Source organism: Streptomyces sp. H39-C1 (assembly GCF_027158125.1).
GTDB lineage: Bacteria > Actinomycetota > Actinomycetes > Streptomycetales > Streptomycetaceae > Actinacidiphila > Actinacidiphila fildesensis.
The window spans coordinates 1-11,875 of the sequence record NZ_JAPVLS010000008.1 but is presented as its reverse complement, the minus strand read 5'-3'; the positions used below and the strand labels follow the sequence as shown (position 1 = coordinate 11,875).

Here is an 11,875-nt window from a genome sequence, read left to right as displayed (position 1 = left end):
ACGGTACGCCGCGGGTCCGCCGCATTCGAGACCGGGGCCGCCCCGCGAGTGGCGTGCCGACCCCGTCGTACGGCGTATGGACGCCCCCGACATGCGGCGTAGCCCACCCCGGATCAGACTGACGTCACGAGTGCATCGTCACTCGAACGCGAGGAGGCGTGTGACATGAGTTGGTTGTGGGCGATCATCGTCGGTCTGGTTCTGGGTCTGATCGCGAAAGCGATCCTGCCCGGCAAGCAGTCCATCCCGCTGTGGCTGACCGCGATCTTCGGCATGCTCGGCAGCATCCTGGGCAACGCGGTGGCGACCTGGATCGGCGTCAACGACACCAGTGGCATCGACTGGACCCGGCACCTGCTGCAGTTGCTCGGCGCCATCGCGGTGGTGGCGGTCGGTGACGGACTGTGGGCGGCGATCCGAGGCAAGAAGGAAGCCGCCTGACGACCCTCAGACCGGGCGCTGTCGCAACCGCGCCGGCGGAACCCGGTCGGTCAGCCACACGCCGTTGGCGCTGACCCGGAACACATGGCCCTCGGCGGCCAGCCCGGCAGCGTCCACCTCCAGCACCACCGGACGGCCGTGCCGCGCACCCACGCGCACGGCCGTCTCCACGTCCGCCGACAGATGGACGTCCTGACGGGACATCGGCAGCAGCCCGTCCCGGAGGATCAGCGGCAGCGTCGTGGTCGCGGTGCCGTGGAACAGCACGTCGGGCGGCGGCGCGGCCGCCAGTCCGAGGTCCACCGGGACCGAGTGCCCCTGGCTGGCCCGGATGAGCCGGCCGTCCGGCGAGTACTCGTACCGCTTCTTGTTGTTCGTCGCGACGACATGGTCCAGCTCGGCGCGCGAGAAGCGGCGGCCCGCCCGGTCGCAGGCGGCGATCAGCTCGTCCACCGCCACCCAGCCGCCCTCGTCGAGGGTCACCCCGACCGCTCCCGGATCGTGCCGCAGCACCAGGGCCAGGAACTTCGAGACCTTGACCGTCCGCTTCTCGTCCACCGTCGTCATCCTCCTGGCAGGGTCAGACGCCCTGGCTGACCGAACTCATGTTGAAGTCCGGGATCCGCATGGCCGGTGCCGCGGCCCGGGTGAAGTAGTCGCTCCACTCGCGCGGCAGCGTCCGCTCGGTGCGGCCGGTCTCGGCGACCCGGCCGAGCAGGTCCACCGGCGACTCGTTGAACCGGAAGTTGTTCACCGCGCCCGTCACCTCGCCGTTCTCGACCAGGTAGACCCCGTCCCGGGTGAGGCCGGTGAGCAGCAGCGTCGCCGGATCGACCTCGCGGATGTACCACAGGCAGGTCAGCAGCAGCCCGCGGTCGGTGGCCGCGACCATCTCCTCCAGCGACTTCGTGCCGCCGCCGTCCAGGATCAGGTTGTCGCCGGCCGGGGTCACCGGCAGGCCGGTGAGGCCCGCGCTGTGCCGGGTGGTGGGCAGCCGGTTGAGGACCCCGTCCCGGATCCAGTCGACCGGACCGACCGGCAGGCCGTTGTCGAACACCGAGGAGTCGTCGCCCGAGGCGTGCGCGATGACGAACGGCGCCGACTCCAGACCGGGCGCCTGCGGGTCGCTGCGCAGCGTCAGCGGCAGGTCGGAGAGTTTCTCCCCGACCCGGGTGCCGCCGCCGGGCTTGCTGAAGACGGTGCGGCCCTCGGCCGCGTCCCGGGCTCCGGACGACCACAGCTGGTAGATCGCCAGGTCCGCGACGGCGGTCGGCGGCAGCAGCGTCTCGTAGCGGCCGGCGGGCAGCTCGATCCGGCGCTCCGCCCAGGCGAGCCGCTGCGCGAGCTCCGCGTCGAGCGCCGCCGGGTCGACGTCCTTGAAGTCCCGGGTCGAGGCACCGGCCCAGGCGGACCGGGAGCGGTCCGGCGACTTGGCGTTGAGTTCCATGGTGCCGGTCGGCTGGTCGTGCCGCAGCCGCAGCCCGGTGGAACTGCCCAGGTAGCTGGAGGTCACCGAGTGGAAGGCGAAGCCGTACAGCTGCCGTCCGCCGGCCCGCGCGGTCGCGAAGGACTCGCCCAGCGCCGGTGCGAACGACCCGAAGACCTCGGAGGAGGTCTCGGCGGGCGGCTCGGTGAAGGCGGCGGAGTGCGCGGTCCCCTCGACGAGCGGCTGCGCGTCCTCGGCCGGTCCCGCGGCGCGGGCCGCCTCCTCAGCGGCCCGGACCAGCGGCTCCAGATCGTCGGTGGTCACCGCGGAGCGGGACACCACACCGGAGGCGGCGCCCTGCGAGCCGTTCACCGTCGCGATGACGGTGAGGGTGCGGCCCCGGGTCACGCCGTTGGTGGTCAGCGCGTTGCCCGCCCAGCGCAGGTTGGCGCTGGACTCCTCGTCCGCGATGACGACGCAGCCGTCGGCGCGGGACAGTGCCAGGGCGCGCTCGACGATCTCGTGCGGAGCGGTGCTGCGGGGGCTCATCGGCCGGCCTCCTGGGTCGTGTTCAGGATGTTGACACCGCGGAACAGCGCGGACGGGCAGCCGTGGCTGACCGCCGCGACCTGGCCGGGCTGGGCCTTGCCGCAGTTGAAGGCGCCGCCGAGCACATACGTCTGCGGGCCGCCGACGGCTTCCATCGAGCCCCAGAAGTTGGTGGTCGTGGCCTGGTAGGCGACGTCCTTGAGCTGGCCCGCGAGCCGGCCGTTCTCGATCCGGAAGAACCGCTGGCCGGTGAACTGGAAGTTGTAGCGCTGCATGTCGATGGACCAGGAACGGTCGCCGACGATGTAGATCCCGCGCTCGACGCCGCCGATCAGCTCCTGCGTCGACGGTCCGTCCGGCGCCGGCTGGAGCGACACGTTCGCCATCCGCTGCACCGGCACATGGCCGGGGGAGTCGGCGTACGCGCAGCCGTTGGACCGCTCGAAGCCGGTGAGCTTCGCGATCCGGCGGTCCAACTGGTACCCGACCAGGGTGCCGTCCTTCACCAGGTCCCAGGTCTGCCCGGCGACGCCCTCGTCGTCGTAGCCGACCGTCGCGAGGCCGTGCTCCGCGGTGCGGTCCCCGGTGACGTTCATCAGCGCGGAGCCGTACTTCAACGTGCCCAGCTGGTCGAAGGTCGCGAAGGAGGTGCCCGCGTAGGCCGCTTCGTAGCCCAGCGCCCGGTCCAGCTCGGTGGCGTGGCCGATCGACTCGTGGATCGTCAGCCACAGGTTGGACGGGTCGACGACGACGTCGTACGAACCGGCCTCCACGGTCGGCGCGAGCATCTTCTCCGCCAGCAGCTCCGGGATCTCCGCGAGTTCGGCGTCCCAGTCCCAGCCGGTGCCCGTCAGGTACTCCCAGCCGCGGCCGGCCGGCGGGGCCAGGGTGCGCATGGAGTCGAAGTCGCCGCTGCCGGGGTCCACCGCGACCGCGGTGAGCTGCGGGTGCAGCCGCACCCGCTGCTGCGTGGTGCTGGTGCCCGCGGTGTCCGCGTAGAACTTGTTCTCCTGGACGGTCATCAGGGACGCGTCCGCGTGCGCGACGCCCTTCGCGGCGAGCAGCCGGCCGCTCCACTCGGCGAGCAGCGCCGTCTTCTCCGCGTCCGGGACGTCGAAGGGGTTGGTCCCGTACTCGGAGACCCACACCTTCTCCGCGTGCACCGGCTCGTCCGCCAGCTCGACCCGTTCGTCGGATCCCGCGGCGGCGATCACCTTCGCCGACAGCTTCGCCATGGCGACCGCCTGGCCGGCGACCCGCGCCGCCGCGTCCATCGTCAGATCGACGCCGGACGCGAAGCCCCAGGCGCCGCCGTGCACGACCCGGACCGCGTAGCCGGTGTCCGTGGTGTCCGACGTGCCGGACGGCCTGGCGTCCCGTAGCCGGTACGTGGCGCTGCGGATCCGTTCGAAGCGGAAGTCCGCGTGCTCGGCTCCGAGCGCCCTGGCCCGGGCGAGTGCCGCGTCGGCCAGCGCCCGCAGCGGCAGTGCCAGGAATGACTGATCGACCTCGTGAGGCACAGCGGCCTCCTCCTTCGCCCGATTCGACAGGTCTGATGCGACAGGTCTGCGCAGTGAATCATGCCGCTCGGACAGCACGGACGGCCACGGTATATCCGGCGCGTTCCGGGAATTGATGATGCTCCGTCAGAAGCCGGTAGCCGCAGGCCTCTTGTCGTTGGTCCAGACCAATCCTATGCTCAGTTCTGCTGTCCCCCCACGCCCCTGTCCGCGCAGTCACCAGCCACAGCACGACAAGGAGCCCCCACATGTCAGCCCCCCACCTGCCGGCACTCCGTGTACCCCCGCCGCGGCTTCCCGCGTTCCGCCATGCCGCGGCCGTCGGCGCCGCGGGCGCCGCGGCACTGGCGCTCGTCGCCCTCACCCCGGTGTCCGCGAGCGCGCACGGCGCCCTCAGCAGCCCCGTCAGCCGGATATCCGCCTGCTACGCCGAAGGCCCGGAACACCCGCAGTCGCAGGTCTGCAAGGACCTGGTCGCCATGAGCGGCACCCAGCCGCTCTACGACTGGAACGAGGTGAACATCGCCAACGCCGACGGACACAGCCGGGACATCATTCCCGACGGCAAGCTGTGCTCGGCCAACCGCGACAAGTACAAGGCCCTCGACATGGCCCGCACCGACTGGCCCGCCACCAGCGTCGCCACCGGCTCGTTCAACGTCGGCTTCCGTGTCACCGCGCCCCACCGCGGCGTCATGACCCTGTACATCACCAAGGCCGGCTACGACCCGACGAAACCGCTCAAGTGGTCCGACCTGGACGCCACTCCGATCGCCACCTACACGACCAGCTCCACCGCGACGAGCGGCTACTACAACTTCACCGCGAAGCTGCCCAGCCGCTCCGGCCGCCACCTGATCTACCAGGTCTGGCAGCGCACCGACAGCCCCGAGGCGTTCTACGGCTGCTCCGATGTCGTCTTCGGACAGGGCGCCGCCGCCAAGGCCCCGGCCGCGCCCAGCGACCAGCAGATCGCCGCCGGGGCGAGCCGGTCGACGGTCAGCCACCAGGGCCACGGCGGGGACACCACTCTCGTCACCCAGAACACGGCAGCGAGCGGCCAGGCCGCCGGCACCCTGAAGACGGCACTCGGCGGCAGCGCCGTTCTCGCCGCGGGAGCCGTCGGAATGATCCTCCGCGGCCGCCGCCGGACCGCAGCCCGCACACAGGCGTAACTCCGCCGACTGTAGGGACCCGACAGGGACAGCTGGATGCCCCTGTCGGGGCCGGTTCCCTGTATCGCTGCCCGGACCGATAGTTTCGTGGTGATAGCCACAACTATGGGAAAGGGTGATCCGTTGAGCCGCTCGGTTCTCGTCACCGGAGGAAACCGGGGCATCGGCCTCGCCATCGCCCAGGCCTTCGCCGACGCGGGTGACAAGGTCGCCATCACCTACCGCTCGGGCGAGCCACCAGCGGGCTTCCTCGCGGTGCGGTGCGACATCACGGACGCCGAACAGGTCGAGCAGGCCTACAAGGAGATCGAGGAGAAGCACGGCGCGGTCGAGGTGCTGATCGCCAACGCCGGCGTCACCCGCGACCAGCTGCTGCTCCGGATGACCGACGAGGACTTCACCTCGGTCCTGGAGACGAACCTCACGGGCACCTTCCGTGTGGTCAAGGCCGCCGCTCGGAAGATGCTGCGGGCCCGCAAGGGACGCATCGTGCTCATCTCGTCGGTCGTGGGCCTGCTCGGCTCCGCCGGCCAGTCGAACTACGCCGCCTCCAAGGCCGGCCTGGTCGGCTTCGCGCGCTCGCTGGCCCGTGAGCTCGGCTCGCGCAACATCACCGTGAACGTCGTAGCCCCCGGCTTCGTGGACACCGACATGACCCGCACGCTCAGCGACGAGCAGCGCGAGAAGATCGTCGGCCAGATCCCGCTGGGCCGTTACGCGCAGACCGCGGAGATCGCCTCCTCGGTCCGCTTTCTCGCCTCCGAAGAGGCCGCATACATCACTGGTGCCGTCATTCCCGTAGACGGCGGATTGGGCATGGGTCACTGATCACCATGAGTGGAATTCTCGAAGGCAAGCGTATCCTGATCACCGGAGTGCTGATGGAGTCCTCCATCGCGTTCCACACCGCCAAGCTGGCGCAGGAGCAGGGCGCTGAGATCATCCTCACCGCCTTCCCGCGGCCCACCCTGACCGAGCGCATCGCCAGGAAGCTGCCGAAGCCCACCAAGGTCATCGAGCTGGACGTGACCAACCCCGAGCACCTCGGGTCGCTCGCGGACACCGTACGCACCGAGCTCGGCAGCCTGGACGGGGTCGTGCACTCCATCGGCTTCGCGCCCCAGGACGCGCTGGGCGGCAACTTCCTCAACGCCCCGTGGGAGTCCGTCGCCACCGCGATGCACGTCTCCGCGTTCTCGCTGAAGTCGCTCACCATGGCGTGCCTGCCGCTGATGAGCAACGGCGGCGGCTCGGTCGTCGGCCTCACCTTCGACGCGCAGTACGCCTGGCCGCAGTACGACTGGATGGGCCCGGCCAAGGCCGCGCTGGAGGCGACGTCCCGCTACCTCGCCCGTGACCTGGGCAAGCAGAACGTCCGCTGCAACCTGATCTCCGCCGGACCGATCGGCTCGATGGCCGCCAAGTCCATCCCGGGCTTCTCGGAGCTGGCGGACGTCTGGAACCACCGCTCCCCGCTGGAGTGGGACATGTCCGACCCGGAGCCCACCGGCCGCGGTGTCGTCGCCCTGCTCTCGGACTGGTTCCCGAAGACCACCGGCGAGATCATCCACGTCGACGGCGGCCTGCACGCGGTCGGTGCCTGACCCGTACCGCTCCTGACGCACGGCGAACGCCCGGTCCCCGACGCTTCCACAGCGTCCGGGGCCGGGCGTTCTCCGTGCTCTGCGGGGGTCAGGGCGTGCCGAGCCCCCGGCAGTGGAAGGCGTGCCCGGCGGCCTCGGCCGACGCCGTCCCCGCGTCGCCCGCGCGGATCGCCTCCACCAGCCGGGCGTGGTCCAGGTGCTGCTCGGGGCGCAGCACCTCGCCGACGTCCGCGCGCAGGAAGTCGCGCAGCACCTCGCCGAGGTCCGCGTAGAGCTCGGCCAGCACGTCGTTGTGCGAGGCGCCGACGACCGCCAGGTGCAGCGTCGCGTCCGCGTCGACGAACGCGGCGGCGTCCCCCGACTCCCAGGCCCGCTCGCGGCGCTCCAGCAGGGTGTCGAGATGCCGCAGATCGCGGTCGGTGCGGCGGGCGGCGGCCAGTCCCGCGGCGGACGCCTCCAGGGCGCTGCGCAGCTCGGCGACATGCCGCGGATCGGCGTCCGCGAACCGGCGCTGCATCACGCCCGCCAACTCGCTGGTGGCCAGGACATAGGTGCCGGAGCCCTGCCGGATGTCGAGCAGCCCGTTATGGGCCAGCGCTCTGACCGCCTCACGGACGGTGTTGCGGGCGACGCCGAGCTGGTCGACCAGCTCGGGTTCGGTCGGGATACGGGAGCCGACCGGCCACTCACCGGACGTGATCTGGGTACGCAGCCGGGCGATCACCTGGTCGGCGAGCGTGGACTGCCGGGGGAGTGGACCGAGATTCATCCCATCATTCTATGATGGGTGCATGCGCGATGACGAACCCCTCACCCTCGACCGCGACAAGGCCGTGTCCATACCGGGCATACCGGGATCCGCACCCGGGTCCGCACCGGCTCCCGGACCGGATTCCCTACCGGCTCCCTTGCCGGAGACGGCGGCGCTCCCCGTCTGGACGCGCCGCCTCGTGCTCGCCGGGCTGGTGCTCGCCGCGCTCAACCTCCGCCCCGCGGTCACCAGCCTCGGGCCGCTCATGAAGGAGGTCAGGGCCGGCCTCGGCATGAGCGGCGCCGTGGCCGGGTTCCTCACCTCCGTGCCCGCCCTGTGCTTCGCGCTCTTCGGCATCGCCGCCCCGCGACTGGCCCGCCGCTTCGGCGCGGGCGCCGTGGTCTGCGCGGGCATGGCGGCCATCGCCACCGGGCTGCTGCTGCGCCCGTTCGCGAGCGGCACCGTGCTCTTCCTCGCCGCCAGCGCCGTGGCCCTGGCCGGTATCGCGGTGAGCAACATCCTGATGCCGGTGATCGTCAAGCGGTACTTCCCCGACCGGGTCGGCGCGATGACCGGGCTCTACTCGATGGCGCTCTCCCTCGGCACCGCGGCCGCCGCCGCGGCGACCGTGCCCCTGACCTCCGCCATGGGCCACGGCTGGCGGCTCGGCCTGGGCGTCTGGGCGGCGCTCGCCGTCGTCGCGATCGTGCCGTGGCTCGGCCTGGTCCGGGACCGCAGCTCCGCCGCGCGGCCCGCCCCCGCAGGTTCTGGCCCCGCCACCGACGGGAACACCGACGGCAACACCGGCCGGATCATCCGCAGCCGTACGGCCTGGGCGCTCGCCTGCTTCTTCGGGCTGCAGGCCACCGCCGCCTACGTCACGATGGGCTGGATGCCGCAGATCTTCCGCGACGCCGGGCTCTCCGCCGGCACCGCGGGGGCGCTGCTCGCCGTGACGATGGTGATGGGCGTCCCGCTCTCCTTCGCGCTGCCCTCGCTCGCCGGCCGGATGCGGCACCAGGGTCCGCTCGTCGTCGTCCTCGCGCTCTTCGGCCTCGCCGGGTACACCGGCCTGTGGCTGGCCCCCGCCGGCGCCCCCTGGGTGTGGGCGCTGCTGCTCGGCATCGCCAACTGCGCCTTCCCGCTGGCCCTGACGATGGTCGGGATGCGCTCGCGCACCGGCGCGGGAGTGGTCCGGCTGTCCGCCTTCGCGCAGAGCACCGGCTATCTGATCTCGATCCCGGGGCCGATCCTGGTCGGCGCCCTCTACCAGCACAGCGGCGGCTGGGACCTGCCCATCGCGCTGATGGCGGCGCTCATGGTGCCGCAGATCGTCGTCGGCGTGCTGGCCGGACGCAACCGGTACATCGAGGACGAACTGTGACCGCGCCGCGGTCCTCTTCGGCGCCGGTGCGAGACTGGGCCCATGCCCGTACTTGAGCCCAACCCCCCGCACAGCCAGAAGCGGCTGATGATCATCATCGGTCTGATGCTGGCTGTTCCGGCCTTCGTCGCGATCATCGCGACCGTCGCGGCCAAGTTCGGCTGAACCGCCGCCCCTGAGGCCGATGGTGGGGACAACCCCACCATCCCTAGGGGGGCCAGGTCAGGGTCGAGTGGGTGGCCCGCCCGATGGGATCTTCGAGTGCCCTTCCGTAGTTTCGAAGGGTCAGAACATTCCAGCACTTCACGGAGGCGGTCACCGTGTCCACCCAGTCCATCCAGGCACCCACCCGCCCCTCGCGGCACACGGTCGGCCAGGGGGCCGGCGGGGTCCAGACGCGCCTCCCGTGGTGGGCCGTCGCGCTGCCCGCGCTCGCCTTCGCCGCGCTGCTCATGCTGATCGCCGGACCCGGCCAGGGCGACACCTCGGCGGCCGAGCCCGCCGGCCACCTCATCGCCCGCATCGCGGACGCGCTCCCCGGTTTCGCCCAGCACCTCCTGTGATGCCGCGGCCTCTGATGAGCGGCGCCCACGGGCCGGTGCGGGCCGTAACGGCCAGCCCGCGCCTGATCGCGGATTTTCTGGAAAGCTGAGGGGCATGAGCGTCGACTCGCCCCGCACGATCGTCCTACTCCGTCACGCCAAGGCCGACTGGCCCTCGGTCGCCGACCACGAGCGGCCGCTGGCCGAGCGCGGCCGTACGGACGCCTCCGTGGCGGGCCGCCGGCTCGCCGACGCGGGGATCGCCCCTGACCTGGTCCTGTGCTCCACCGCCGCCCGCACCCGTGAGACCTGGAAGCTCGCCGCGCACGAGATGCCGCAGCGACCCAGGACGGTCTACGAGGAGCGGCTGTACGAAGCGAGCCTGGGCGAGCTGCTGGCCCTGCTCAACGAGACCCCCGACGACATCGGCACCCTGCTGGTCATCGGCCACAACCCCGGCATGCACGCCCTCGCCGACGCCCTCGCGGGCACCGCCGAGGCGGACGCCCTGGCCCGGATGAACCGCGGCGGCTTCCCGACCGCGGCCTTCGGCGTCGTCACGTTCTCCGGTTCCTGGAAGTCCGTGGAGCACGGCGTCGGCCGGCTGGCCGACTACTGGGTGCCGCACGAGGCCTGAGCCCGGCCGGACGGATCGCGCGGCGAGGCCTGACGCGATCCCCTCCCGGCCTAGCGGGATTCGGTCGGGGCGCCGTCCAGCGCGTCGGCCGCCTCGACCTCTTCCCGCGTGATGCCCAGCAGGTACAGGACGGTGTCCAGGAACGGCACGTTGACCGCGGTGTCGGCGGCCTGCCGGACGACCGGCTTCGCGTTGAACGCCACGCCGAGCCCCGCCGCGTTCAGCATGTCGAGGTCGTTCGCCCCGTCACCGATCGCTACGGTCTGGCTCAGCGGCACCCCGGCCTGTTCCGCGAAGCTCCGCAGCAGCCGCGCCTTGCCGGCCCGGTCCACGATCGGTCCTGTCACCCGGCCGGTGAACTTCCCGTCCACCACCTCCAGGGTGTTCGCGGCCGCGAAGTCCAGCCCCAGCCGCTCCTTGAGGTCGTCGGTGACCTGGGTGAAGCCGCCCGAGACGATCCCCACCTGGTAGCCGAGCCGCTTGAGCGTGCGGATCAGGGTCCGGGCGCCCTTGGTGAGCCGGACCTCGGCGCGGACCTTGTCCACCACCGACGCGTCCAGCCCGGCCAGCAGCGCGACCCGGGCGTGCAGCGACTGCTCGAAGTCCAGTTCGCCGCGCATCGCGGCGGCGGTGACCTCGGCGACCTCCGCCTCGCACCCGGCGTGCGCGGCGAAGAGCTCGATCACCTCGTCCTGGATGACGGTGGAGTCCACATCCATCACCACCAGCCGCTGGGCCCGGCGCTGCAGCCCGGCCGGGACCACCGCCACATCCACCCCGCGCGCGGCGGCCTCCGTCGCCAGCGCGGAGCGCAGCGCCAGCGGATCGGCACCCGAGACGGCGAACTCGACCGCCGTCACCGGGTACTTCGCGAGCCGGAAGATCCGGTCGATGTTGCCGCCGGTGGCGGTGATGCAAGCCGCTATGGCGGCTGTCGACTCGGCGGTCAGCGGGTGGCCCAGGACCGTCACATGGGAACGTCCCTCACCGCGCGGCCGGTTGTCACCGATACCGGAGATGATCTCGGCCTGCATCTTGATCGACTCGGACCAGCTGTGCACGGTGGACCGCAGCTCGCCCTCGGCGCCGGGCGCGGTCGGCGCGGTCACCAGCGCGCACAGCACCATCCGGCCCCGCGTGACGACCTGTTCGATGTCGACGACGTCCACGCCGAACGCGGCGAGGGTGTCGAAAAGTCCGGCGGTGATGCCTGGGCGGTCCTTGCCGAAGATCTTGACGAGGAGGGTGGGCGCGTCCGCGGAGGGAACGGCGGCGACAGGGATGGGCTGCGTGGCGTCGTTCATGGTGGGACCACCGTATCCGGCGGCCTCAAGGACGCGACGAGCCGTCCCGCGTGGCGGACACCCATCCGGACCCGCGAAGGCGGAATCCGCCCCGAATGCCCGCCGGCACCCCTTACTGCCTGCGGGGCGCTCCCGGCGGGGGCGGTGGTTCGCCCGGCGGGTCGGGCCATTTGTCGGTGCGGCCGCCGCCACGCGAGCGGCGCGGCAGCGGCGGGGGCAGCGGGGCGCCGGCCATCGTCTGGGTCGCGTGCGGCGAGTCGTTGCCGGCGCTTCCGGCGGGATCCGCCGGCTGCTTGTACGGGTTCGGCCCGGCCTCCTCGGGGTGGTACGCCGGACTGGGAACGTAGGGACCCGGCTCGTAGGCGATGACCGGGTACGTCCGCGCGGAATCGCCGGAAGTGCTCCCCGGCGCCGGGCCGAGCGCCAGCGGCGCGGCCTGCCGCCCGGCGGCGCCGGTCGCCAGCGCCAGCAGCGCGCCCACGCCGCCCGCACCCGCGCCCCAGGCGGCGCCCAGCAGCAGCGCCGGCGGAACGCTGCCGTGC

13 protein-coding genes and 1 pseudogene are annotated in these 11,875 nt (G+C 72.0%); 8 read left to right on the top strand and 6 right to left on the bottom strand.

What is annotated here, in order from left to right:
• The first annotated feature begins 165 nt into the window (after window positions 1-165).
• Window positions 166-441 (top strand): GlsB/YeaQ/YmgE family stress response membrane protein, encoded by a 276-nt coding sequence (locus O3W51_RS07515; protein WP_138354976.1) that lies wholly within the window; start codon window positions 166-168, stop codon window positions 439-441.
• Between the two features lie 6 nt (window positions 442-447).
• Here the strand turns inward: O3W51_RS07515 and O3W51_RS07510 are convergent, their stop codons facing one another.
• From O3W51_RS07510 to O3W51_RS07500, 3 genes are read right to left on the bottom strand one after another with little or no spacing between them, the layout of a single operon-like run.
• Window positions 448-999, bottom strand: a complete 552-nt coding sequence (locus tag O3W51_RS07510) for an RNA 2'-phosphotransferase (RefSeq protein ID WP_138355038.1) — start codon at window positions 997-999, stop codon at window positions 448-450.
• Window positions 1,000-1,021: 22 nt separating this feature from the next.
• Window positions 1,022-2,416, bottom strand: a complete 1,395-nt coding sequence (locus O3W51_RS07505) for a metallopeptidase TldD-related protein (protein WP_138354975.1) — start codon at window positions 2,414-2,416, stop codon at window positions 1,022-1,024.
• Entirely contained in the window at window positions 2,413-3,936 is a 1,524-nt protein-coding gene (locus O3W51_RS07500; protein WP_198357191.1) for a TldD/PmbA family protein, read from the bottom strand. Before O3W51_RS07500 ends, O3W51_RS07505 begins: the two co-directional genes overlap by 4 nt.
• A 248-nt stretch (window positions 3,937-4,184) precedes the next feature.
• Here O3W51_RS07500 and O3W51_RS07495 point away from each other — a divergent pair, with 248 nt between their 5' ends.
• The 3 genes from O3W51_RS07495 to fabI all read left to right on the top strand — a co-directional run bounded on the left by O3W51_RS07495 (window position 4,185) and on the right by fabI (window position 6,715).
• Window positions 4,185-5,111, top strand: coding sequence for a lytic polysaccharide monooxygenase auxiliary activity family 9 protein (locus tag O3W51_RS07495; RefSeq protein ID WP_138354973.1), 927 nt, complete (start codon window positions 4,185-4,187; stop codon window positions 5,109-5,111).
• 123 nt (window positions 5,112-5,234) lie between these two features.
• On the top strand, window positions 5,235-5,939 hold the full coding sequence (gene fabG / locus O3W51_RS07490) for a 3-oxoacyl-[acyl-carrier-protein] reductase (RefSeq protein WP_138354972.1): 705 nt from the start codon (window positions 5,235-5,237) through the stop codon (window positions 5,937-5,939).
• Between the two features lie 5 nt (window positions 5,940-5,944).
• Window positions 5,945-6,715, top strand: coding sequence for an enoyl-ACP reductase FabI (gene fabI / locus O3W51_RS07485; RefSeq protein ID WP_138354971.1), 771 nt, complete (start codon window positions 5,945-5,947; stop codon window positions 6,713-6,715).
• An 88-nt stretch (window positions 6,716-6,803) separates the two neighbouring features.
• On the opposite strand, the gene O3W51_RS07480 is transcribed toward fabI, so the two are convergent.
• The gene (locus tag O3W51_RS07480; RefSeq protein ID WP_138354970.1) at window positions 6,804-7,484 is read right to left on the bottom strand and encodes a FadR/GntR family transcriptional regulator; all 681 of its coding nucleotides are present in this window, start codon (window positions 7,482-7,484) and stop codon (window positions 6,804-6,806) included.
• A 22-nt stretch (window positions 7,485-7,506) separates the two neighbouring features.
• Here O3W51_RS07480 and O3W51_RS07475 point away from each other — a divergent pair, with 22 nt between their 5' ends.
• The 4 genes from O3W51_RS07475 to O3W51_RS07460 all read left to right on the top strand — a co-directional run bounded on the left by O3W51_RS07475 (window position 7,507) and on the right by O3W51_RS07460 (window position 10,029).
• Entirely contained in the window at window positions 7,507-8,850 is a 1,344-nt protein-coding gene (locus O3W51_RS07475) for a CynX/NimT family MFS transporter (protein WP_269284799.1), read from the top strand.
• 42 nt (window positions 8,851-8,892) lie between these two features.
• Window positions 8,893-9,015 carry an SGM_5486 family transporter-associated protein gene (locus O3W51_RS07470; protein ID WP_250975239.1) on the top strand — a complete coding sequence of 41 codons (123 nt, stop codon included), beginning with the start codon at window positions 8,893-8,895 and terminating at the stop codon, window positions 9,013-9,015.
• A 170-nt stretch (window positions 9,016-9,185) separates the two neighbouring features.
• Window positions 9,186-9,413: a hypothetical protein gene (locus tag O3W51_RS07465; RefSeq protein ID WP_269284930.1), complete on the top strand. Its 228-nt coding sequence runs from the start codon at window positions 9,186-9,188 to the stop codon at window positions 9,411-9,413.
• A gap of 94 nt (window positions 9,414-9,507) precedes the next feature.
• The gene (locus O3W51_RS07460; RefSeq protein WP_138354968.1) at window positions 9,508-10,029 is read left to right on the top strand and encodes a SixA phosphatase family protein; all 522 of its coding nucleotides are present in this window, start codon (window positions 9,508-9,510) and stop codon (window positions 10,027-10,029) included.
• Window positions 10,030-10,079: 50 nt separating this feature from the next.
• Here O3W51_RS07460 and serB read toward each other — a convergent pair whose 3' ends face one another.
• Both serB and O3W51_RS07450 read right to left on the bottom strand, forming a co-directional pair.
• Window positions 10,080-11,333: a phosphoserine phosphatase SerB gene (serB, locus tag O3W51_RS07455; protein WP_138354967.1), complete on the bottom strand. Its 1,254-nt coding sequence runs from the start codon at window positions 11,331-11,333 to the stop codon at window positions 10,080-10,082.
• A gap of 112 nt (window positions 11,334-11,445) precedes the next feature.
• A pseudogene (locus tag O3W51_RS07450) lies at window positions 11,446-11,875 on the bottom strand (streptophobe family protein); the annotation flags it as partial.